Origin of the sequence: Brevundimonas sp. (assembly GCF_965278935.1) — a bacterium.
In the GTDB taxonomy this organism is placed as follows: domain Bacteria; phylum Pseudomonadota; class Alphaproteobacteria; order Caulobacterales; family Caulobacteraceae; genus Brevundimonas.
In genome coordinates, this window is sequence record NZ_OZ257124.1 from 2625928 (window position 1) to 2647141 (window position 21214).

Annotated in this window: 16 protein-coding genes, 2 tRNA genes and 2 rRNA genes; 8 read left to right on the forward strand and 12 right to left on the reverse strand. The window is 65.0% G+C overall.

Annotated features, from left to right (window positions below; all coding sequences use genetic code 11):
- The first annotated feature begins 12 nt into the window (after window positions 1-12).
- A complete protein-coding gene (locus tag ACQY68_RS13105) occupies window positions 13-1236 on the forward strand; it encodes a type II secretion system F family protein (protein WP_428149905.1) in 1224 nt (407 codons plus the stop codon).
- Window positions 1237-1246: 10 nt separating this feature from the next.
- Here ACQY68_RS13105 and ACQY68_RS13110 read toward each other — a convergent pair whose 3' ends face one another.
- Complete coding sequence (locus ACQY68_RS13110; RefSeq protein ID WP_428149906.1) at window positions 1247-2005, reverse strand: hypothetical protein; 759 nt, start codon at window positions 2003-2005, stop codon at window positions 1247-1249.
- Here ACQY68_RS13110 and ACQY68_RS13115 point away from each other — a divergent pair.
- Together ACQY68_RS13115 and ACQY68_RS13120 are read left to right on the forward strand one after the other, a co-directional pair.
- Window positions 1951-2661 (forward strand): prepilin-type N-terminal cleavage/methylation domain-containing protein, encoded by a 711-nt coding sequence (locus ACQY68_RS13115; RefSeq protein ID WP_428149908.1) that lies wholly within the window; start codon window positions 1951-1953, stop codon window positions 2659-2661. The genes ACQY68_RS13110 and ACQY68_RS13115 overlap by 55 nt on opposite strands.
- Window positions 2658-3497: a general secretion pathway protein GspK gene (locus tag ACQY68_RS13120; RefSeq protein ID WP_428149910.1), complete on the forward strand. Its 840-nt coding sequence runs from the start codon at window positions 2658-2660 to the stop codon at window positions 3495-3497. The genes ACQY68_RS13115 and ACQY68_RS13120 overlap by 4 nt, the downstream gene beginning before the upstream one ends.
- Here ACQY68_RS13120 and ACQY68_RS13125 read toward each other — a convergent pair.
- Entirely contained in the window at window positions 3494-4144 is a 651-nt protein-coding gene (locus ACQY68_RS13125; RefSeq protein ID WP_428149911.1) for a glutathione S-transferase family protein, read from the reverse strand. The genes ACQY68_RS13120 and ACQY68_RS13125 overlap by 4 nt on opposite strands.
- Window positions 4145-4222: 78 nt before the next feature.
- Entirely contained in the window at window positions 4223-7174 is a 2952-nt protein-coding gene (locus tag ACQY68_RS13130; protein WP_428149913.1) for a TonB-dependent receptor, read from the reverse strand.
- A gap of 195 nt (window positions 7175-7369) precedes the next feature.
- On the opposite strand from ACQY68_RS13130, the gene ACQY68_RS13135 reads away from it, so the two are divergent.
- The gene (locus ACQY68_RS13135) at window positions 7370-8737 is read left to right on the forward strand and encodes a pectate lyase family protein (RefSeq protein ID WP_428149914.1); all 1368 of its coding nucleotides are present in this window, start codon (window positions 7370-7372) and stop codon (window positions 8735-8737) included.
- On the opposite strand, the gene ACQY68_RS13140 is transcribed toward ACQY68_RS13135, so the two are convergent.
- From ACQY68_RS13140 to ACQY68_RS13155, 4 genes are read right to left on the reverse strand one after another with little or no spacing between them, the layout of a single operon-like run.
- Window positions 8734-9015: a SemiSWEET family sugar transporter gene (locus ACQY68_RS13140; RefSeq protein WP_428149916.1), complete on the reverse strand. Its 282-nt coding sequence runs from the start codon at window positions 9013-9015 to the stop codon at window positions 8734-8736. The two genes, ACQY68_RS13135 and ACQY68_RS13140, sit on opposite strands and share 4 nt — an antisense overlap.
- Window positions 9012-9506: a low affinity iron permease family protein gene (locus ACQY68_RS13145; protein ID WP_428149917.1), complete on the reverse strand. Its 495-nt coding sequence runs from the start codon at window positions 9504-9506 to the stop codon at window positions 9012-9014. Before ACQY68_RS13145 ends, ACQY68_RS13140 begins: the two co-directional genes overlap by 4 nt.
- Before the next feature lie 52 nt (window positions 9507-9558).
- Complete coding sequence (locus tag ACQY68_RS13150; protein WP_428149919.1) at window positions 9559-11124, reverse strand: amidase; 1566 nt, start codon at window positions 11122-11124, stop codon at window positions 9559-9561.
- Window positions 11061-13304 carry a DPP IV N-terminal domain-containing protein gene (locus ACQY68_RS13155; RefSeq protein WP_428149920.1) on the reverse strand — a complete coding sequence of 748 codons (2244 nt, stop codon included), beginning with the start codon at window positions 13302-13304 and terminating at the stop codon, window positions 11061-11063. Before ACQY68_RS13155 ends, ACQY68_RS13150 begins: the two co-directional genes overlap by 64 nt.
- A gap of 263 nt (window positions 13305-13567) precedes the next feature.
- Between ACQY68_RS13155 and ACQY68_RS13160 the strand changes: the two genes are divergently transcribed.
- The 3 genes from ACQY68_RS13160 to ACQY68_RS13170 are packed head-to-tail and all read left to right on the forward strand — an operon-like array spanning window position 13568 to window position 15022.
- Window positions 13568-14383 (forward strand): ferredoxin--NADP reductase, encoded by an 816-nt coding sequence (locus ACQY68_RS13160; protein WP_428149922.1) that lies wholly within the window; start codon window positions 13568-13570, stop codon window positions 14381-14383.
- Window positions 14384-14441: 58 nt separating this feature from the next.
- Window positions 14442-14714 carry a chorismate mutase gene (locus ACQY68_RS13165; protein ID WP_428152664.1) on the forward strand — a complete coding sequence of 91 codons (273 nt, stop codon included), beginning with the start codon at window positions 14442-14444 and terminating at the stop codon, window positions 14712-14714.
- Window positions 14715-14725: 11 nt separating this feature from the next.
- The gene (locus ACQY68_RS13170; RefSeq protein WP_428149923.1) at window positions 14726-15022 is read left to right on the forward strand and encodes a DUF1330 domain-containing protein; all 297 of its coding nucleotides are present in this window, start codon (window positions 14726-14728) and stop codon (window positions 15020-15022) included.
- Here the strand turns inward: ACQY68_RS13170 and ACQY68_RS13175 are convergent.
- Window positions 15019-15372, reverse strand: coding sequence for an Hpt domain-containing protein (locus ACQY68_RS13175; protein WP_428149924.1), 354 nt, complete (start codon window positions 15370-15372; stop codon window positions 15019-15021). The genes ACQY68_RS13170 and ACQY68_RS13175 overlap by 4 nt on opposite strands.
- Window positions 15372-16823: an amino acid permease gene (locus tag ACQY68_RS13180; protein ID WP_428149926.1), complete on the reverse strand. Its 1452-nt coding sequence runs from the start codon at window positions 16821-16823 to the stop codon at window positions 15372-15374. Before ACQY68_RS13180 ends, ACQY68_RS13175 begins: the two co-directional genes overlap by 1 nt.
- 166 nt (window positions 16824-16989) lie before the next feature.
- On the opposite strand from ACQY68_RS13180, the gene ACQY68_RS13185 reads away from it, so the two are divergent.
- Window positions 16990-17065: transfer RNA gene (locus ACQY68_RS13185), tRNA-Lys, on the forward strand.
- Window positions 17066-17940: 875 nt separating this feature from the next.
- Here the strand turns inward: ACQY68_RS13185 and ACQY68_RS13190 are convergent.
- The 3 genes from ACQY68_RS13190 to ACQY68_RS13200 all read right to left on the reverse strand — a co-directional run bounded on the left by ACQY68_RS13190 (window position 17941) and on the right by ACQY68_RS13200 (window position 21066).
- Window positions 17941-18017 (reverse strand) — tRNA-Met (locus tag ACQY68_RS13190).
- Between the two features lie 63 nt (window positions 18018-18080).
- Window positions 18081-18195 (reverse strand): 5S ribosomal RNA (rrf, locus tag ACQY68_RS13195).
- A 73-nt stretch (window positions 18196-18268) separates the two neighbouring features.
- Window positions 18269-21066, reverse strand: a 23S ribosomal RNA gene (locus ACQY68_RS13200).
- Between the last annotated feature and the right edge of the window lie 148 nt (window positions 21067-21214).

Genomic DNA, 21214 nt, shown 5'->3' on the forward strand with positions numbered 1-21214 from the left:
GAGGGACGCCTGATGCCCGTCTTCGCCTTCCAGGCCGTCGATGCGGAAGGCAAGCCGCACAAGGGGACGATCGAGGCCGCCTCCGACGTCGGCGCGCGCCAGCTGGTCCGCGACCGGGGCCTCCTGCCCACCGCCGTCACCCTCGCCGGCGAGCGCCGCAAGACCGACCTGTCGAAAGGCATCGTCATCTTCCAGCGGAAGATCAGCTCGAAGACCCTGTCCGCCGTCACCCGCCAGCTCTCGACCCTGATCGGTTCGGACATCCGCATCGAGGAGGCGCTGCGCATCGCCGCCCAGCAGACCGAGGGCCAGCCCATCGGCGTCGTCCTGACCGACGTGCGCTCCGCCATCCTCGAAGGCCGCAGCTTCGCCTCGGCGTTGGCCCGTCACCCAAAAGTCTTCCCCGAATTCTACCGCGCCTCGATCGCGGCCGGCGAACAGTCGGGCAAGTTGTCGACTGTGCTCGCCCACCTGACCGAGTTCGTCGGCAATCAGGAGAAGGCCCGCCGCAAGGTCCAGCTGGCCCTGCTCTATCCGGCGCTGCTGGCGGGGGTGTCCCTGCTGATGATCACCCTGATGATGATCTATGTCGTGCCGGACATCGTGAAGGTGTTCGTGTCGCGCGGGGCCGAACTGCCCTTCCTGACCCGCGCCCTGATCGCGCTCTCGGCCTTTGTTCAGACCTTCGGCGTCTACGTTCTGATCGCGCTTGTGGTCGCCGGCGTCGCATGGAATCGCTGGCTGGCCGTGCCCGCCAATGCGCGCCGCTTCGCCGAATTCCTGCTGAAGACCCCGCCCTTCGCCGGCTTCGTCCAGCACCTGAACGCCGCCCGGTTCGCCGGATCGCTGGCCACCCTCGTCCGCTCCGACGTGCCTCTGGTCGAGGCGTTGCAGGCTTCCGCCGCCGTCACCCCCAACCGCTTCGCCCGCGAACGCGCCATCCTCGTCGCCGCCCGCGTTCGCGAGGGATCGTCCCTGCGCCGCGCCATGGCCGAGGCCGACGTGTTCCCGCCCCTGCTGCTGGCCATCGTTGCGGCGGGCGAACAGTCGGGGAAACTGGGCCACGGCCTCGAACGCGCCGCCCAGGATCTGGAGCAGGAGCTGGACTCGCTCGTCCAGGCCCTCGTCTCGCTCGTCGAGCCCGGCGTGCTGCTGGTGATGGGCGGGATCGTGCTGCTGATGGTGCTCGCCATCCTCATGCCGATCGTGAACCTCAACAACATCGCCGGGCTGTGAGCCGCGAAGCCTACAGGGTGGTCTCGATCGACACCGGCGCCCCGACGCCGGGGATCAGGCCGACGCCCCCCGGCTCGACCGAGGCGGTCAGCCCGCCGTCTGACTGCACCCGCGCCTTCATCACCTCGGCCGCGGAGTCCGCCCGCGCGAACACGACCGTGGTCGCCGCACCGTCCGCCGAGACCGTCCCGTTCAGCGCCGGCAGGGGTGTCGCCGCCCCGCCGCCCGTGGGCGCACAGTCGCCGGGCGAGACCGCGATCGTCCCCGCCCCTTCGGGCGCGCCCTTGATCGACAGCCGCGCCACGTCGAACCGCATCACCGACGAACAGGCGAACGGCAGGCCAGGCGCCGCCGCATTGATCAGCCGCATCGAGCCGGTTCCCTCGAGATCGCGCACCAGAACCCGGTCGGGCCGCGCCAGCGCCTGCATCGTCGCCGCCGTGTCCGGTCCGCGCAGACCCAGCCGCAACGCCCCCGACAGATGCAGGATCGAGCTGAACGGCATCACCGCCCAGCGCGCCCCGAACCCGCCCGGCATGGCCCGTTCTCCCGCCCAGATCGTCCCGACCGCCTGTCGTTCGCCGTTCGACGACTTCGCCACGATGATCTCGGACGGCGCCATGGCGATCAGGCCCAACGCATATGCGCCGAGGCCCACGCCTGCCAGCACCACGCGCCAGCGCGTCACCTTCACCGTCAGCCGTTCGAACTGAAATGCGCCCGCAGCCCGGCCGCCTTCGCCGTCTCGCGTTCTCCAGACCTTCAGCATGGGCGTCTCTCCGTTCGCCCGTCGATACCACGCGCGTTTGCGAAGCGAAGCGCCGTCGCAAAGGTTTCACCCTTATCGAGGTGCTGATCGCCATGGCGCTGTTCGCCCTGATCGGCGTTGCGGGCTTCACCCTGCTGAACAGCGTCCTGCGCACCCAGGACGCCACCGACACCCGCCTCGGCCGGATGGCGGAGATCCAGCGCGCCATGCTGGTCGTCTCTTCCGACCTCGACCAGATCACCGGCTCGCTCGGCGGCGGCGGCTCCTCCCTGTCGCTGCAGAAGGCCGATGTCACGGGCGGCATCGTCAATGTCCGCTACGACCTGAACGGCGACGCCCTGACCCGCACCATCACGGGCGCGGGCGGCGAGCGGGTCCAGACCCTGCTGACCCGGGTCTCAAGCCTGCGCTGGACCTTCCACCGTCGCCGCGGCGACTGGCTCGACACCTGGCCCCAGCCGCAACAGCCTGCGCAGCCCGCTCTCATCGGTCCCGACGGCCAGCCGCTTTCGACCGGTCCCGCGCTCGACGAGGGCGTCACCGCCGTCGCCCTCGACATCACCCTGACCGGGCTCGACGACCAGCCGACCGCCACCCTGCGCCGCGTCGCCTCCATCCCGTTGATGGCCCCGACCCCGCCGGTCGTTGCGCCATGAAGATCAGGCTGACCCGCCGCGAGGGCATGATCCTCCTCAACGTCCTGCTGGTCCTGGCCGTGGCCAGCGTCGCGGTCCTGATCATGGTCTCGACCCAGGATATCGAGGTCCAGCGCTCGACCCGCCTGCGTGACGCGGCCCAGGCCAACGCCTACGCCCGCGCCGGAGAGCTGTCGGCCGTCACCACCCTGCGCCGCGACGCCCTGGTCGCCGCCGGGACCGACAACCTGTCCGAACCCTGGGCCCAGCTCGGTCAGCAGGACATCTCAGTCCCCGGCGGCCGCTTCGCCCTCGCCATCGAGGACGAGCAGTCCCGCTTCAACCTCAACGCCATGCACTCGGGCGAGGCCGCCCCCATCACCCTGTTCCAGGCCATCGGCGCGAGCCTGAACATCGACCCGGCATCCCTGATCCGCATCGCCTCGGTCGTCCGCGTCGCCGGGCCCCTGACCGACGACAGCCTGATCGCGGCTGCCGGAGTCCCCCGCGCCGACCTCGACAAACTCGCGCCGTATGTCGTCATCCTGCCCGAGGACGCGACCGTCAATCTGAACACCGTAGGCCTGCCCCTGCTGTCCCTGCTGACCCGCGATCCGGAGGTGGCCGGCAAGCTGCTGGCGGTCCGGGCGCGCAACGGCTTCCTCAATCCCGCCGACCTATCGAACGAGGGCGCCCCGACCCTGCCCGGGACCGGATTCACCTCGAACCACTATCGGGTCATCACCACCGTCACCGTCGGCGACGTGACCCAGGCGCTGGACAGCCGCATCGCCCGCATCCGTCGCGACCGCACGGTCGACGTCGTCGTGACGGGCCGTCGGAGAACGGCAGGCTAGCCCGCCTTCTGCGCCGCCTCGAACACGGCAAGCTGGGCCGCGAACGCGCTCTGATAAGCCGGACGTGCCTCGCCTCGGGTGACGTAGGCGGCGAGGTTCGGAAACCGTTCGACGATCCCCGACGACCCCAGCCTCTGCAGCACCGAGATCATCATCAGGTCGCCGACGCTGAAGTCGCCGTCGAGCCATTCCGTCTCGCCGAGCCAGGCCGAGAGCTGCTCCAGCCTCCGCCGGCAAAGAGTCTCCACGGCCGTGAGCCGCGTTTCGAACCAGGGCTCCTCCCGTTCGAACAGGAAGACCATGCTGCGGTCCACGATCGGCGGCTCCACCGTGTTGACGGCGGCGAACATCCACATGATCGCCCGCGCCCGCGCCGCCTCCCCGGCCGGCAGCAGCCCCGGGTGGGTCTCCGCGATGCGAAGGATGATCGCTCCGGACTCGAACAGGGCGAGGCCGTCCTCCTCCCAGGTCGGGATCTGCCCGAACGGGTTCAGCGCCAGGTGTGACGGTTCCTTCATTTCGGGGAAGGTGAGCAGCTGCACGTCATAGGCCTGCCCGACCTCCTCCAGCGCCCATCGCACCCGCGTGTCGCGCGCCAGTCCGCGCCCCCGATCCGGTGAATTGGCGAAGGCGGTGATGGTCGGCATGAGAGCTCTCCCGACGAAGAAAAGGCCGGGGAGGTTACCCTCCCCGGCCCCAGTTTTACGTTCAGGAGAGAACGAAGCCTAGTAGCGGTAGCGTGCGCCCAGATAGAACTGGCGACCCGTGTGTTGATAGACGGACGTCGACTGACGGCTGTCGTCGCCGACGTACTGGTGGTTTTCCTCGTCCGTCAGGTTCAGCCCTTCGAACGTCAGGCTGATCTGGTCGGTCAGGTTGTAGGAAGCCGACACGTCCCAGTTCAGGGTGTCGTTCTTGCCTTCGATCAGGTTGCCGTTACGGCCCGGAACGTTCTGCAGATAGGCCTGGCGGTAGGACGCCGAGACCCGCGCTTTGAGCCGGTCGTCCTCGTAGTAGAACGTGCCGTTGTAGGCCTCGGGCGACAGGTTGATCAGGTCGTTGGTCACGAACGTCGCGCACAGTGCGTCGTTGCAGTAGTCGATCTCGGACTCGACGTGCGTGTAGTTCGCCTGGATGCCGAAGTTCTGAAGGATCCCCGGCAGGAAGGTGAACGGCTGCTGATAGCTGATCTCGAAGCCTTTCAGCGGGCCGCCTTCGGTGTTCACCGCAGAGGTCAGCTGGAAGACGGTCGAACCCGAGCACACGCCGGTGCACAGCGACGGATCGAAGGCCGAGGGGTTCAGGCCGGTCAGGGTCGTGTAGGGCAGATCCTGACGGATGATCTGAATGTAGGTGTCGATGTCCTTGTAGAAGTAGGCGAAGGACAGCAGGCTTTCCGGCGCGAAATACCATTCGACGGTGAAGTCGTAGGTCTTGGCCCGGAACGGCTCCAGGTTCACGTTGCCGATCGAGGCCGTGAAGTTCGGGCCCGTCGTCGACAGCGAGGTGGTCGGGACCAGATAGTTGGTGCCGGCCAGGGTGTTGCCGATCTGCGGACGCGCCATGACCTTGGCGGCGCCGAAGCGGACGATCAGGTCCTCCATCGGCTCGATGGCCAGGTTCAGCGACGGCAGGAGATCGTCGTACTGGTTGGTGCCGCGAACGCGCGTGCCGCCGCCGGTCGAGGAATAGCCCTCGGCGATCAGCTCGGTATAGGCCTTGCGGACGCCGACGTTGCCGCGAACCGGCATGCCGCCCAGATCGGTGTTGAAGTCCGCCTGGACGTAATAGGCGAAGTCCTTTTCCTCGATCGTGCGGTTGCCGCCGCGGGCGTTGCCGTTGGTGACGCTGGTCAGGGAGAAGTCCCCGCCGGCCACGCCCGTGTTGCAGTTGCAGTAGATGTTGAACAGGCTGGCCAGGGCGTTGAGGTCCGGACGGACCCACGACGTGGCCGTGCCGCCGGGCACCAGGTCCGAGCCGAAGCCGGTCAGCAGGGTCGAGATATTGGCGACCGTCACGCCGGCCGGCAGGCTCGGCACCACGGTTTCGTCCGTCCGCCGGAATTCATAGGAATCCGACAGATAGGTCTTGCCATTCAGGCCGGCCTTCAGGGTCAGCCAATCGCTGACATCCCATTCGACATCGCCCGACACGGACTCGAAGGTGGTGTTTACGCCGTTGGGACGCAGACGGATTTCCGAGCGCGGCAGGGCGGCCAGGGTCGTGCCCAGGCTGACATCGCGCCACGACCAGTTGGCCGGATTGGCGACGTCGAAGCCGTAGTTGATGACCGGCGTGTTCGGGTTGCCCCGGAAGTCGTAGGAGTAGCCCTGGATGTTCTGGCGATCGAGCGTGACCGTCGTCTGGACCGGGTTGGAATATTCCGACTGGGCGCGGCCGATGTAGAACTTGCCGCGCAAGGTGTCGGTGAAGTTGCGTTCGAGGGTGAAGTTCACCTGGGTGAAGGCGGTCTCGAGCACGTCGAAACGGCTTTCCGAGCGGACGTCGACATTGTCGAAGACGCCATAGACCAGGGCGTTGTTCTCGACGGCCGCGTCACGCACAGCGATCTGGGTCTGGCCGCCGGCCGCCGCGTTGCGGCTGAACGAGAGGGCCTCCAGGAAGTCTTCCTGACGGGTGGAGTCGAGCTTAGAATACAGGATGTCCAGGCTGGCGACGGTGTCTTCATCGGGCTTGAACTGGAAGGCGCCGGTAACGCCCAGACGCTCTTGATAATAGGTCAGACGGCCATAGCGCGGCAGGCGCGGAATGAAGACGCCCGCCTGATTGGCCAGGGCATAGGCCGCGTTGTTCTGAGCCGTGTTGGCCGGGCGCGCGACGCCGGTGGCGCAGGTCGTGGCGGTGGTGCCGTTGGCGGCCGAGTTGGTGGGGTTCTGGGTCGAGAAGCCGATCGGCGAGCAGAAGCCGCCCGAGTTGGTCGAACCCGGAGCCGCAGCCGGGGCCCAGCGCACGGAGCTGAAGCCCTCTTCGATCGAGTCGCGTTCCGAATAGGCGACCGACACCAGGGCGCCGAACATGCCGTCGTTCCAGGTGTTGGACAGCAGCAGGGCGCCACGCGGATTGTAGGTCTCCGACAGGTCATTGTACCCGCCCTGGACCGAGGCCGCGAGGGTGAAGCCGTCATAGTCGAACGGACGCGTCGCCTGCAGGTCGATGGTCGCGCCCAGCGAGCCTTCTTCGGTCTCGGCGGCGGCCGTCTTGCGCACGGTGATCGAGTTGAACAGCTCGGAGGCGAAGACGTTGAAGTCGAAGCCGCGGCCGCGGTTGGCGCCGCCAGAGGAGTCGGAACCGCCCGTGGTGGCCTGGGCCTCCATGCCGTTGATGCGGGTGCGGGTGAAGTCCGAGGACAGGCCGCGAACCGTGATCGAACGGCCTTCGCCGGCGTCGCGGTCGATCGAGACGCCCGGGATGCGCTGGACCGCTTCGGCCAGGTTCAGGTCGGGGAAGTCGGCGATGTCCTCGGCGACGATGGCGTCGACGACGCCGGCTTCGCGGCGCTTGATGCTCAGCGCGGCATCCAGCGAGGCGCGGAAGCCGGTGACGACGATTTCGTCGACCTGGGTCGCGTCGTCATCCTGCGGCGGGGTGGTGGTCTGGGCGGACGCCGACGCGACCCCCAGGGTGAGCGCAATGGCCAGACCCGAAACACCGGCCACAAGCCCATTGCGAAGCGCGCACGGGCGCCCCTGACGATACTGATACATAGTGCCTCCTCCCAAGGAATGTCATGACGTCGGCTTGCCGCCGATCTGTTATCGCCGACCCGGAGCCTTCCCCGTGGCCGATTGACACCGGTATCATTTGCGGACGACAAGCGACCTGACACCGGTATCAATGGCGAGCCTAACCCGATGAAGACCGATCTTGCAACCCGTCTCCTTCAGGCAAGCGTGGCGGCTGGCATTCTCGCCACAGCCGCCGGCTGCGCCACCGCGGCGACGCCTGGACAGGCAGACGCGACCGAAATCGTCGCCTTCCCCGGCGCGCTCGGCGCCGGTCTCATGGCCATTGGCGGGCGCGGCGGTGCGGTTCTGCGCGTCACCAATCTAAACGATTCGGGGCCCGGCAGCCTGCGCGCCGCAGTGGAGACGGACGGTCCGCGCACGGTCGTCTTCGACATCGGCGGGACAATCCGGCTGGCCACGCCGCTGCGCATCCGCGAGCCCCGCCTGACCATCGCCGGCCAGACCGCCCCCGGCGGCGGCATCACCCTGAGGGGCCAGCCCCTGCTGATCTCGGCCGACGACGTGGTGATCCGCTATATCCGCTCACGCCTCGGCGACGAGGAAGGGGTCGAGACGGATGCGGTGACCATCGACCGGGGCGAACGCATCATCCTCGACCACGTCTCGGCCTCCTGGTCGGTGGACGAGACCCTGTCGATCGGCAGCCGCGACCGCGTCATCGACGCCGTCACCGTACAGTGGTCGATCATCGCCGAGAGCCTGAACCTGTCGACCCATTCCAAGGGCGACCACGGCTACGGCTCGCTGGTGCGCGGCAATCGCGGGGCCCGCTTCACCTTCCACCACAATCTGTGGGCCGCCCACCGCGCCCGCATGCCCCGACCCGGCAATTATCTGACGCCTGACATCGACCCAGTCGGCCCGCGTTTCGAGTTCGTCAGCAACGTCTTCTACGACTGGGGTCAGGGTCATGCCGGCTACAACTCCGACAAGGATCCCGCGACGATCTCGACCTATGTCTTCGCCGGCAACGCCTACAGGCGCGGCCCGGATTCGACCGGCGCGGTTATCTTCGAGGAAGAGTCCTCCGTCGCCCACGCCTGGTTCGAGGGCAACAGCATCGACGGCGTCGTCCCCGCCGATCCCTGGGCTCCGGTGACCGGCGACGACACCCCCGGTTACCGTCTGACCGCCCTCCCCGACTGGGCCATGGGCGCGGCCGAAACGGCGGATCAGGCCTGGGCGGCAGTCCTCACCAAGGCCGGCGCCTCCCATGCGCGGGACGCCGTGGACGCCCGCATCGTCGCCGGAGTCGTCGACGGCACGGGCCGGATCATCAACTCCCAGACCGATGTCGGCGGCTGGCCCGATCTCGCTCCCGGAACGCCCTGGACCGACACCGACGCCGACGGCATGCCCGACGCCTGGGAGACCGCCCACGGTCTCGATCCCGCAACCGCCGACGGCGCCGCCGACAGCGACGGCGACGGCTACACCAATCTGGAAGACTGGCTGAACAGCCTCGCGATCTAACCCTTCGCCGGGTCCCCGTCGCGGAACCGCCACTTCATGACCAGCACCCCGCTCGCCATCACCAGCGCCGACGCGTTGGCGACGATGATGGGCCACGCCCCGCTCAGCACGCCGTAGGCGACCCAAAGCACGAAACAGGTCACCGTCAGCGAATAGGTCTTCAGCGACACGGAAGAGGCGTCCCGCTCTTTCCAGATCTTGATCATCTGCGGCGCGAAACTGACGATCGAACAGGCCGCCGCCGCCGTGCCGAAGACATTGGCGAGCAGGTCGCTCACGCCTTGGCCCCGGCGCGCGATCGGGCGACAGGCTTGCGCTCGGCGGCCGGTGTCGCCGCCTTGGGCTGGAGCGCCTCCACGTCTTCGGCGCGAACCGCAGGCTTGCCCTTGATGGGACGAGCCGGCTTGCCGGCATGGACCTCCTGCCCCCGCTTCTCGACCTCTTCCAGAATCTTGTCGAGCTCCCGTTCGGTCAGGTGTTCGATGCCGATGAAGCGTGCGTCGGCCTTCTTCACCGCATAGACCAGCTCGTCCAGCTTGGCCTGCATCGCCGCCCCGTCGCGGTTCTGGGTGTTCTGGATCAGGAACACCATCAGGAAGGTGATGATGGTCGTGCCGGTGTTGATCACCAGCTGCCAGGTCTCGCTGAACTTGAAGATCGGCCCCGACACCGCCCAGACCAGTACGATCCCCACGCAGGCGATGAAGGTCCACGGCTTGCCCGCGATCTTGGCGGTCAGGGTCGCGAAACGAACGAACAGCTTTTCCATGACGGCGAAACTGCGCCGCTTGCGGTCAGGTTCCTAGGTCCAATTGCCAACGTTAGGGCGTCGACGGCGCCACTCTCGCATGCGTCTTCTGCTCGAACGCGTAGCCCAGCGACAGAACTGTCGCGTCCTGCCACTTGCCGGCCATGAAGCTGATCCCAACCGGCATGCCGCGATCCAGTCCCATCGGCACGGTCAGGTGTGGATAGCCGGCGACCGCGGCGAGCGTGCTGGCCGATCCCTGCCCCTCGTCGTCGTCCTCACGATCATTGGTCCAGGCGCGCGAGGTCGTCGGCGAGACCAGGGCCACGACCCGGTTCTCGGCCATCATCCGGTCGATGCCCTCGACGCCGGACAGCCTCAGCGAGGTCTCGCGCGCCGTCACATAGGCCGGGTCTTCCAGCCCGCCGGTCGCCTCGGCCCGCTCGAACAGCTCCTGTCCGAACAGCACGGTCTCGCGCGGTTCGGCGGCGTTGAAGGCGATGACCTCGGCGAGAGTCCGCGTCGGCACCTGTTCCGGGTCCGTCGAGGCCAGATAGGCGTTGAGGTCGACCTTCAGCTCGGTGAGCAGGACCGTCAGCTGCGCCCCGCCGATGGCCCGCATGTCCGGCCCCTCGGCGATCTCGACCAGTTCGGCGCCCGCGTCGCGCATGGCCTGCAGCGACGTCTCGAACGCGGCCTTGGTGTCGTCGGAGAAGTTGTTCGCGAGGGACCGCATCACCCCGATCCGTGCCCCGCGCAGGGAGTTCGCATCCAGCGCCGAGCGGTAATCGACCTTGCGCGCATCGGCCTCGGCCGTAGCCGTATCCAGCGGATCCGATCCGGCGATCACCGTCAAAACCATGGCCGCGTCTTCGACCGTGCGCGCGATGGGACCCGCTGTGTCCTGGCTGTGGCTAATGGGCACGATGTGGGTGCGACTGACCAACCCCACAGTCGGCTTGAAGCCCACGACGCCGTTGACAGAGGCAGGACAGACGATGGAGCCGTTCGTCTCTGTACCGATGGCCGCAGGAGCGAGACCGATCGCGACGGCGACCGCGCTGCCGGAGGACGATCCACATGCCGTTCGAGTCGTGTCATACGGATTGGGCGTCAGGCCGCCGACCGCGCTCCATCCGCTGATCGATCGCGTCGACCGGATGTTGGCCCACTCCGAAAGATTGGTCTTGCCGAGGATAACCGCTCCGGAGGCACGCAGCCTGGCGACCAGAGGCGCATCGCGACCCGGCGCGTTGTTTTGCAGCGCCAGCGACCCGGCTGTCGTCGGCATGTCCGCCGTCTCGATATTGTCCTTCAGCAGGATCGCGACGCCGCCCAAGGGGCCGGTCCGGTCGCCCCAATCGCTGTAGGACGCCGGGTCTGCCAACCTGATCAGACTGTTCCAGCCGTCCGGGGCGCCGGGCCTTCGCGTCTCATCGCGCGCGATGATGAACGGCGTCGCTCGCGTCAGATGCGTGAACAATGAGCCTTCGACTGTGCTCGCCACAGTCACGCGCGAAAACTCCGCTTCATCGGTCGCGCATCCCCCGAGAGAGGCCGTGACCGCGGCGAGGATCAGTCCGCCGACGGCGCCCGCGATCCGATCGTGCGATCGAGGAAGTCGAGATACATGCGCCATTGTTGCAGCTGCCTTTCGTTGCCCCGAACGCCATGCCGCTGCCCCGGATAGAGCATCAGTTCGAACGGAATGGATTTCGCCTGAAGCGCGTCGATGACGCGCGTCGAGTTCTCGAGAATGACGTTGTCGTCCGCCATGCCGTGCATCAGCAGCATCCGGCCGGTCAGGTTATCCAGACGCGGGATGGCGTCGGCCTGAGCGTAGCCTTCGGGATTGTCCTCCGGCGTCGACATGAACCGCTCGGTATAGTGGGTGTCGTAGAGGCTCCAGTCGCTGGGCGGAGCCCCGACCGCGGCCGAGGCCAGCCCCATCGCCGGCTCAGTGATGGCCCTCAGGCTCATGAATCCGCCATAGGACCAGCCCATCATGGCGATGCGGCTGTCGTCGACGTAGGGCAGCGATCTCAGGTAGTTGGCGGCCAACACCTGATCCTCGATCTCAATCACGCCCATCTGGCGGTAGATCGAATGCCGATAGGCGGCGGAGCGGTCGCCCTCGCCGCGATTGTCGAGGCGGAAGACGATGTATCCCGCCTCGGTCAACAGTTGATTGGTAGTCGATTGCCAGCTGCGTTTGACGCCTGCGCCGGTGCTGGGACCGCCATAGACCTGCATCACGACGGGATAGGTTTTGGTCGGATCGAAGTCGGGCGGCGTCTGCATCCGCCACATCAGGGTCTCGCCGTGGCTCTCCAGCGTGCCGAACTCCGGCTCCTGCATCCGCGACACGAAGGGGAAGAACGGATGCCCTTCTGCCAGCCGGTTCTCCTCGATCCAGCGCACCCGCGTGCCGTCGATCCGGTACAAGGCCGACTGCGGCGGCGTCGCCGGATCGGAATAGTCTCCGACATAGGCCGTCGCCGTCCGGTTGACCGAGGCGCTCCACCAGCCGCCGGCCGGGGTGATCGCGACCGGCGTCACGGCCCGGTTCATGCTGGCGCGGAACAGCTGCTGCTCGATCGGCAGTTCGCGCCCGTTGCGCATCGAAGCGGTGAAGAAGACCTCGCCCGTCCGCTCGTTGACGCCGTTCAGCGCCTTGACCGGCCACTCGCCCGAAGTGATCGCGCGAATCTTCGTGCCGTCGGCGTCGTACAGATACAGGTGCCGCCAGCCCGTACTTTCGTCCGACCAGATGAAGCGGCCGTCGCTCAGCGCCTTGAAGTCGTCCGTCAGATCGACCCAGGCGTCCGAGGTCTGGGTCGCGATCACCTGGGACGCGCCCGTCGCCGGATCGACGCGCAGCAGGTCCAGCGTCTGCTGGTCCCGCGACTCGCGCTGGACGTAGAGGATTTTTCCGTCCGCCGACCAGTTCACCCGACCCAAATAGATGTCGGTGTTGGTCCCCAGATCGACCTTGACCCGGCGCCCGGCCGCAAGGTCCTGCACATACAGTTCGACGATGGCGTTGGGCCGGCCCGCGCGCGGATAGCGCTGCTCGACCACGCTCGCGCCGCCGCCGGTGATGTCGAGGCGCGGGATGATGTCGACGGGCGTCTCATCGGTCCGCTGCAGGGCGATGAATTTCTCGTCCGGGCTCCACCAGTAGCCGGTGTCGCGGTCCATCTCCTCCTGGGCGATGAACTCCGCCGTGCCCCAGGTGATCAGACCGTCGCCGTCCGTCGTGATGGCCTGCTCGTCGCCCGAGGCCAGATTCATGACCACCAGATCCTGGTCGCGCACGAAGGAGACATAGTTGCCCTCGGGGCTGACCTTGGCGTCGATCTCGTCGGCCTCGGTCTCCGTCAGGCGGCGGATTTCTCCCCCCTCTCGGCTGGCCAGGAAGATGTCGCCTTCCAGCGGCGCGAGGATGTAGCGCCCCTGTTCGTCCCACGAATATTCGACCACGCCGCGCTGCGAGATCCGCATCCGCTCGCGCCGCGCCTTCTCGGCCTCCGACAGCTCGCCGGCGTCGGGAACCAGGGCCCGCGCGTCGATAAGCTTGAACGGTTCGCCCGCTCCCGTCGGCGCCGCCCACAGGTCCAGCACGGAGACATCGTCCTCGCGCGCTCTCAGGAAGGCGACCAGTTCGCCGTCGGGGGACAGGCTGACCCCTTGGGCCACCGGGCCGTTCAGGCTGGGGTTGGCGAAGACCCGCTCCGGCGTGAGCACGGCGGGGTTTGCTTGAGCGAAGGCCGAACCGGCCGTCAGGGCGAAGACGGAAGCAAGAAGAACTGTGCGCATGGGCGCGGACGCTAGTCGCAGAAATCGGCCGCGTCACGCCCCTTGCTTTCCTCTCCCGGTGGGAGAGGGCTTGAGCGCCCGAGAGCGTCAGCGATCGGTCTTGCGCGAAAGGGTGAGGGTTGGGTGCAGGCCGGTGAGGAGCGACCCTCACCCTTTCGGTTTGCGGATCGCTTCGCTCTCCGAACCTCAAGCCCTCCCCCATTGGGAGAGGGAGACATTGCGGCGCCTTTCTTCCCTTCGCCCGTCCGCCTAGAAGACCCGCAATGACCGACGCCGCCCTCTCCCCGCCGCCGCCCAAGCCATCGGCCTTCCACGAGCTCGAGGTTCAGTGGGTCCATCGCTGGACCGACCAGCTGTTCAGCTTCCGCGTGGCCCGCCCCGAGGACTTCCGCTTCCGTTCGGGCGAGTTCGTCATGATCGGCCTGCCCGGCGCCGATGGCGGCAAGCCCGTCCTGCGCGCCTACTCCATCGCCAGCCCCAGCTGGGACGAGGAGCTGGAGTTTCTCTCCATCGCCGTGCCCGACGGTCCCCTGACCTCGCGTCTGGTGAATATCAAGGCCGGCGACACCGTGCTGATGGGCAAGAAGCCGACCGGCACCCTGGTGCTGGACGCCCTGACCGGCGGCCAGACCCTGTGGCTGATCGGGACCGGCACGGGTCTGGCGCCCTGGCTCAGCGTCGCCCGCGATCCCGACACCTACAGCCGCTTCGGCCGCGTCATCGTCTGCCACACGGTGCGTAACGTGGCCGACCTCAGCTACCGCGACTTCCTCACCTCGGGCATCCATGAGGATCCCCTGATCGGCGATGAGGCGAAGACCCAGCTGACCTACTATCCGACAGTGACCCGCGAGGACTTCGAGACGCCGGGCCGCATCACCGACCGCATCTCGTCCGGCGCCGTCTTCACAGACCTCGGCCTGCCGCACGGCTTCTCGCCCGACCGCGACCGGGTCATGCTGTGCGGCTCCATGGCCATGATCAAGGAGACCGCGGAACTCCTCGAAGGCTTCGGCATGAAGGAGGGCTCCAATGCCGAGCCCGGCGACTACGTTCTGGAGCGCGCCTTTGTCGGCTGAAAACCACCCCCGGATCGTCGCCGTGGACGCCCGCGTCGATCCCGCCGCCTGCCAGTCGATGGCCGAGGTCCGCCAGGGCGTCGACGCGCTCGACCGCGCCCTTGTCGCCCTGCTGGCCGAGCGCCAGCGCTACATGGACGCCGCCGCCCGCATCAAGCCGAACCGCGACGCGGTCCACGACGACGCCCGGATCGAGGATGTCGTCTCGAAAGTGCTCGCCAGCGCCGACGCTCATCACCTGTCGCGGGACATCGCCGAGCCGGTCTGGCGCCTGCTGATCGACCGCTGCATCGCCCACGAGTTCGGCGTCTACGACCGCACGCGCAGCTGAAGGAGCTGGTCATGCCTCTCGCCTATGAGATCCACGAGATCGTCGTCTCCGACCCGGAGGCCTATGCCGAATACGCGAAACTCGCCGGGCCGACGGTCGCGGCCCACGGCGGCCGCTATATCGTGCGCGGCGGCGCCGGCTCGGCCATCGTCGGAGAACCGCCTGCCGCACGCGTCGTCGTCCTTGAGTTCCCCGACCGGGAAACCGCCATCGGCTGGCGCGCCTCGCCGGAGTACCAGGCCGCGCTGAAGATCCGGGAGGCCGCCTCGACCTCGCGCGTCTATCTGGTCGACGGCTTCGTTCCCTAACCCTTCAGCGACCTCAGCATGAGTTCGTGCCGCCAGGCCGCGACGTCGGCCAAGGCCTGATCCAGCGCGTCTCTGACGTGATCCAGCTTCGCCGGCGCCACGTCCTTCTCCGCCGCCTCGGCGTCGGCGCAGACCTCGGCCAGCGCCCCGGCCCCGATCCCCGCCGCCGCGCCCCGGATCGTATGCACGGCGTCACGCCAGCCCTCGATCCGGGCGTCCAGCATCTGCGACCACATCTCGGCCTGCTGCACAAACAGGCCGAGGACCTCCTCCGCGACCCCGTCGTCGCCGCCCGTCGTCCGGTCCAGGACCGAGAAGTCGACGGCGCCCGAAAGGTCGCGGCGGGACATCAGGCGGCCTGGTCCGGGTTCCTGGCCAGACGCGCGTTCCGCGACGACCAGAGGAAGTAGACGACCAGCCCGCCGAGGTTCCAGTACAGGAAGTACAGCTGGGTCCGGGTCTGCAGGCTGAAGAAGAAAACGACGCAGCCGACGATGGTGATCGCCCCGACCAGCCACCAAAGCGGGGCCTTGAACATCCGCACCCGGTTCGGGTCACGCAGGCGCAGAACGATCAGGCTGACACCCACCGCCGCGAAGGCCGCGAGCGTCCCGGCGTTGGCCAGCGAGGCCAGCTCGTCCAGTCGCATCACACCGGCCAGCGCCGCCACAACGATGGCGGTGAACACCGTCACCACCGCCGGCACGCCGCGCGACGAGATCTTGGCCAGCGACGTCGGCAACAGCCCGTCCCGCGCCATGCCCAGGAAGATGCGGCTTTGGCCGAACAGGAAGGCCAGCAGAACGGTCGGCAGGGCGATGACGGCGCTCGCCGCGATCCACTGCGCCGCCGTCCCCTGCCCCATCTCGCGCAGGATCAGGGCAAGCGGCTCCGGGCTGGCCGCGAAGCTCTCGACCGGCCGCGCGCCGATCGCAGCGGCCGCCACGACCAGATACAGGACCGTGCAGATCAGCATCGAGCCGACAATGCCGATGGCCAGGTCGCGCTCGGGCTTCTTGGTTTCTTCTGCCGCCGTCGAGATGGCGTCGAAGCCGTAGAAGGCGAAGAAGATGATCGCCGCCGCCGCCATCACGCCCGTCTGCACGACCGGCTGTCCGGTGATCAGTTCCTGGAACGGCAGGGTCGGCGCTCCGAAGCCGTTGGGCATGAAGGGCGTGAAGTTGGCCGCATCGAAGGCCGGCAGGGCGATGGCCACGAAGGCGATCAGGGCCAAGACCTTGATCACCACCAGCACCGCGTTCAGCGTCGCGCTCTCCTTCGTGCCGAGCAGCAGCAGACCGGTCACCACGCCGATGATCGCAACGGCCGGCAGGTTGACCAACCCGCCTGCGACATGGGGTCCCACCGTCAGAGCGGTCGGCAGGTCGATGCCCAGCCCGGTCAGGAAGCCGACCGCATAGCCCGACCACCCGACGGCCACGGCCGAGACGACCAGCGAATACTCGAGAATAAGGCTCCAGCCCACGATCCACGCGATCAGTTCGCCCAGCACGGCGTAGGAATAGGCATAGGCGCTGCCTGCCTGCGGCATCATGGTCGACAGCTCGGCATAGGCGAGGGCCGCACAGGCGCAGACCAGTCCGGCCAAACCGAAGCTGATCATCACCGCCGGTCCCGCCAGCCCGGCGCCGACGCCGATCAGGGTCAGGATGCCCGTCCCCACGATAGCCCCGACGCCCAGCGCCAACAGGTGCGGCCAGCTCAGGGTCGCCTTCAGCCGTGGTCCGTCCGATGCCTGATGCATCGCGTCGATCGACTTGCGCCGGTTCCAGAAGGCCATTCGCTCTACTCCCCCGATGGCCCTTTCCGGACCGATTCCGCCGGGATGCTAGACCGCCCTGCGGCGATCCGAAACACCGCGCGGAAAAGCCTTGCATCCCGTGGCCGATGTCTCTATTTCCGCCCCCTTCGCGGGACGTCGACGACGACCGCGCGACGGATGGTACGGGTGATTAGCTCAGTTGGTAGAGCAGCTGACTCTTAATCAGCGGGTCGTAGGTTCGAACCCTACATCACCCACCATTGTCCAATATATTGAAATCGAAGAGGTGTTCGGCCGACACTAGGCGGAACATTAGGACATCCAAGACCACTGTTTTGCATTCCGTTTTGCAGTTTCGTTCTCGTTTCGAGCTTCGCGATTACTGAAACTGCGAGCTGGTGATCGCATCGAAGGTAGTGGGCATCGAGGACCGCGCCGACGTCGCGAAGGCTATGACCGGTGATGGTCGCGATTTCCGCCTCGGTGCACCCCGCGAGGCCCCGACGATGCTAAGGTAGCGCAATAGCTGGCAAATCCAGCCAAGCGCGACCAACCCATCAGGGATGGCAAGCGAGATCGATGCAAGATCCTGGCGGGATTGTCAGTCGATACGATATATCTGACGCCAGATGGCGAAACGATCGTCGGGGGACACTTCGAGGCCGCCGAACGCGCTTTCTTCATCCGCGTTGGATCGACGGGCTTCAGCGAGTCGTTGACGTGCCGTGCCGTGCCGTGCCGTGCGAAAGCAATGGCATGCTCATTTTCCGTACGTTGGAAAACCGCGACATCGAAATCCCGTGAACCTCGGTCACGCAGATACTATTTCCGTGGGCGAGACTTTGAAGCGCTGAAAGTGCTGCAGTGTCTCAGTGCGGTTGTACCGATCCACACTATTGGCGTTTGCAGCCCGCAGGGCCTCAGGCGGTTAGCAATTCCCAGTCGAGTTGTGTTCGCATTGGGTGGGGAACGTATTTTTCCAGCCAAGCTCACATCTGTAGGAGTATGCCGCTCGCTTCCGGGAGCACATGGTAGAGTCTTGTCCGTCCCTCGCAATGATGGGCCATCCTCGTCGACGGCCTTTGCCCGGACAGCAAAAAGCCCCTCAGGGGATATCTGAGGGGCTTCTGTATCTTGGGTGCGGGAGCAGGATTTGAACCTGCGACCTTCAGGTTATGAGCCTGACGAGCTACCGGGCTGCTCCATCCCGCGGCAAGAGCGGCTTTGTGAAGGAAGATGTTCGAGAAGACATACAATCCGATATCCGCTTGGTAGACCCGGCGGCGACCTACTCTCCCATGCCTTGAGACATAGTACCATTGGCTCTGGAGGGCTTAACGACCGAGTTCGGGATGGGATCGGGTGGGGAACCTCCGACATAACCACCAGGTCAACCAAGCGGATATCAGATTGTATGAGAAGACATTGTCGTATTCGAAAAATCGAATGAGTTTTGCTGAGAAACGATCAAGCCGATCGGATTATTAGTACCAGTAAGCTTCACGCGTCGCCGCGCTTCCACACCTGGCCTATCAACGTGGTAGTCTTCCACGATCCTCAGCGAAGCCTTGTTTTGAGGTTAGTTTCCCGCTTAGATGCTTTCAGCGGTTATCTATTCCATACTTAGCTACCCTGCTGCACAACTGGCGTCATGACAGGTCCACCAGAGGTATGTCCATCCCGGTCCTCTCGTACTAGGGACAGATCCTCTCAAGCTTCGAACACCCACGGCAGATAGGGACCAAACTGTCTCACGACGTTCTGAACCCAGCTCACGTACCACTTTAATCGGCGAACAGCCGAACCCTTGGGACCTGCTCCAGCCCCAGGATGTGATGAGCCGACATCGAGGTGCCAAACTTTGCCGTCGATATGGACTCTTGGGCAAAATCAGCCTGTTATCCCTAGAGTACCTTTTATCCGTTGAGCGATGGCCCTTCCACGCGGGACCACCGGATCACTATGGCCGACTTTCGTCTCTGCTCGACTTGTCAGTCTCGCAGTCAGGCGGGCTTATGCCATTGCACTCGACGACCGATTTCCGACCGGTCTGAGCCCACCATCGCGCGCCTCCGTTACACTTTAGGAGGCGACCGCCCCAGTCAAACTACCCACCACGCCATGTCCCGGGACCGGATAACGGCCCTCGGTTAGACGTCAACGACAGTAAGGGTGGTATTTCAAGGATGGCTCCACCAGAGCTGGCGCCCCGGTTTCATAGCCTCCCACCTATCCTACACATACGGTCGCTAACGCCAAGGCGAAGCTATAGTAAAGGTTCATAGGGTCTTTCCGTCTGACCGCGGGAACCCCGCATCTTCACGGGGAATTCAATTTCACTGAGCCTGTGCTGGAGACAGTGGGGAAGTCGTTACGCCATTCGTGCAGGTCGGAACTTACCCGACAAGGAATTTCGCTACCTTAGGACCGTTATAGTTACGGCCGCCGTTTACCTGGGCTTCAGTTCGTCGCTTTCACAACTCCCTTTAACCTTCAGGCACCGGGCAGGCGTCAGACCCTATACGTCGCATTGCTGCTTCGCAGAGCCCTGTGTTTTTGCTAAACAGTCGCTACCCCCTGGCTTGTGCCACTCTGCAAAGGTTGCCCTAAGCAGAGTCACGCTTATTCCGAAGTTACGCGTGCAATTTGCCGAGTTCCTTCAGCACAGTTCTCTCAAGCGCCTTGGTATGCTCTACCTGACCACCTGTGTCGGTTTCGGGTACGGTCTCTGCCAGAGTTATTTCCAGGGACAACTTCCCTGCCAGGACAATCCAATAAGCCCTGACAAGTTGCGCCATCCGTCACTTCTGGCTGGTGCAGGAATATTTACCTGCTTCCCATCGACTACGCTTTTCAGCCTCGCCTTAGGGGCCGACTAACCCTGCGCAGATTAGCTTTACGCAGGAACCCTTGGTCTTTCGGCGGGAGTGTCTCTCACACTCCTTATCGTTACTCATGTCAGCATTCTCACTTCCGATACCTCCAGCCAGGCTCACGCCTGACCTTCACCGGCTTACGGAACGCTCCGCTACCGCTCACTTACGTGAACCCATATCTTCGGCGACTGGCTTGAGCCCCGTTACATTTTCCGCGCAGGATCGCTTGATCAGTGAGCTGTTACGCTTTCTTTAAAGGATGGCTGCTTCTAAGCCAACCTCCTGATTGTCAAAGCAATCCCACATCGTTTCCCACTTAGCCAGTACTTGGGGGCCTTAGATGATGGTTAGGGTTGTTTCCCTTTTCACGACGGACGTTAGCACCCGCCGTGTGTCTGCCCGATAGTTCTCTCAGGTATTCGGAGTTTGGTTAGTATTGGTACCGCTCGCGCAGCCCGCAACCATCCAGTGCTCTACCCCCTGAGGAATTCGTCGGACGCTCTACCTAAATAGATTTCGCGGAGAACCAGCTATGTCTAGGTTTGATTGGCCTTTCACCCCTATCCACAAGTCATCCCAGAATTTTTCAACATTCACGGGTTCGGACCTCCAGTAAGTGTTACCTTACCTTCATCCTGCTCATGGATAGATCACCTAGTTTCGGGTCGTCATACGTCGAACTTAGCGCCCTGTTCAGACTCGCTTTCGCTGCGCCTACACCTAACGGCTTAAGCTTGCTCGACACATGAAGTCGCTGACCCATTATACAAAAGGTACGCCGTCACCCCGCTTGGGGGCTCCGACTGCTTGTAGGCTTCCGATTTCAGGATCTGTTTCACTCCCCTTGTCGGGGTGCTTTTCACCTTTCCCTCACGGTACTTGTTCACTATCGGTCGTAGAGGAGTACTTAGGCTTGGAGGGTGGTCCCCCCATGTTCAGACAGGATTTCACGTGTCCCGCCCTACTCGAGTCTCTTGCTATTTGACGCCTACGGGGCTTTCACCCGCTATGGCCGACCTTTCCAGATCGTTCGGCTTTATATCACAAGAGCACTGGCCTGGTCCCGGTTCGCTCGCCACTACTACGGGAGTCTCGGTTGATGTCCTTTCCTCCGGGTACTGAGATGTTTCAGTTCCCCGGGTTTGCTTAATGAACCCTATGTATTCAGGTCATTATACCTTTGAACAATCCGCCAATCCTTGCCCTCCACACTCCAGAAGGAATGGGGGAGAACAAAGTTGGAAGACTGTAAAGGTGGGTTTCCCCATTCGGAAATAACCGGATCAAAGGGTGCTAGCGCCTCCCCGGTTCTTATCGCAGCTTGCCACGTCCTTCATCGCCTCTCTACGCCAAGGCATCCGTCAGAAGCCCTTCAACGCTTGATCGTTTCTCAGCAAAACTCATGCAGGGATGATCCAGCCGACTGGAAAGAAATGCCGGCGGGTCCCTGCCTGATTTTTGTCAGACAATGTCTTCTCTCGAACAGGTCCTCAAAGCCTATGAGGGGCCGGACCAATTCTTCCTTCACAATAT

What these genes read in the sequence shown, in the direction of transcription:
- ACQY68_RS13105 (WP_428149905.1), top strand. Translation starts at nt 13, where the DNA reads ATGCCCGTCTTCGCCTTCCAGGCCGTCGATGCGGAAGGCAAGCCGCAC.
- ACQY68_RS13115 (WP_428149908.1), top strand. Translation starts at nt 1,951, where the DNA reads ATGCGCCCGCAGCCCGGCCGCCTTCGCCGTCTCGCGTTCTCCAGACCT.
- ACQY68_RS13110 (WP_428149906.1), bottom strand. Translation starts at nt 2,005, where the DNA reads ATGCTGAAGGTCTGGAGAACGCGAGACGGCGAAGGCGGCCGGGCTGCG.
- ACQY68_RS13120 (WP_428149910.1), top strand. Translation starts at nt 2,658, where the DNA reads ATGAAGATCAGGCTGACCCGCCGCGAGGGCATGATCCTCCTCAACGTC.
- ACQY68_RS13125 (WP_428149911.1), bottom strand. Translation starts at nt 4,144, where the DNA reads ATGCCGACCATCACCGCCTTCGCCAATTCACCGGATCGGGGGCGCGGA.
- ACQY68_RS13135 (WP_428149914.1), top strand. Translation starts at nt 7,370, where the DNA reads ATGAAGACCGATCTTGCAACCCGTCTCCTTCAGGCAAGCGTGGCGGCT.
- ACQY68_RS13145 (WP_428149917.1), bottom strand. Translation starts at nt 9,506, where the DNA reads ATGGAAAAGCTGTTCGTTCGTTTCGCGACCCTGACCGCCAAGATCGCG.
- ACQY68_RS13150 (WP_428149919.1), bottom strand. Translation starts at nt 11,124, where the DNA reads ATGGCGCATGTATCTCGACTTCCTCGATCGCACGATCGGATCGCGGGC.
- ACQY68_RS13155 (WP_428149920.1), bottom strand. Translation starts at nt 13,304, where the DNA reads ATGCGCACAGTTCTTCTTGCTTCCGTCTTCGCCCTGACGGCCGGTTCG.
- ACQY68_RS13160 (WP_428149922.1), top strand. Translation starts at nt 13,568, where the DNA reads ATGACCGACGCCGCCCTCTCCCCGCCGCCGCCCAAGCCATCGGCCTTC.
- ACQY68_RS13165 (WP_428152664.1), top strand. Translation starts at nt 14,442, where the DNA reads ATGGCCGAGGTCCGCCAGGGCGTCGACGCGCTCGACCGCGCCCTTGTC.
- ACQY68_RS13170 (WP_428149923.1), top strand. Translation starts at nt 14,726, where the DNA reads ATGCCTCTCGCCTATGAGATCCACGAGATCGTCGTCTCCGACCCGGAG.
- ACQY68_RS13175 (WP_428149924.1), bottom strand. Translation starts at nt 15,372, where the DNA reads ATGTCCCGCCGCGACCTTTCGGGCGCCGTCGACTTCTCGGTCCTGGAC.
- ACQY68_RS13180 (WP_428149926.1), bottom strand. Translation starts at nt 16,823, where the DNA reads ATGGCCTTCTGGAACCGGCGCAAGTCGATCGACGCGATGCATCAGGCA.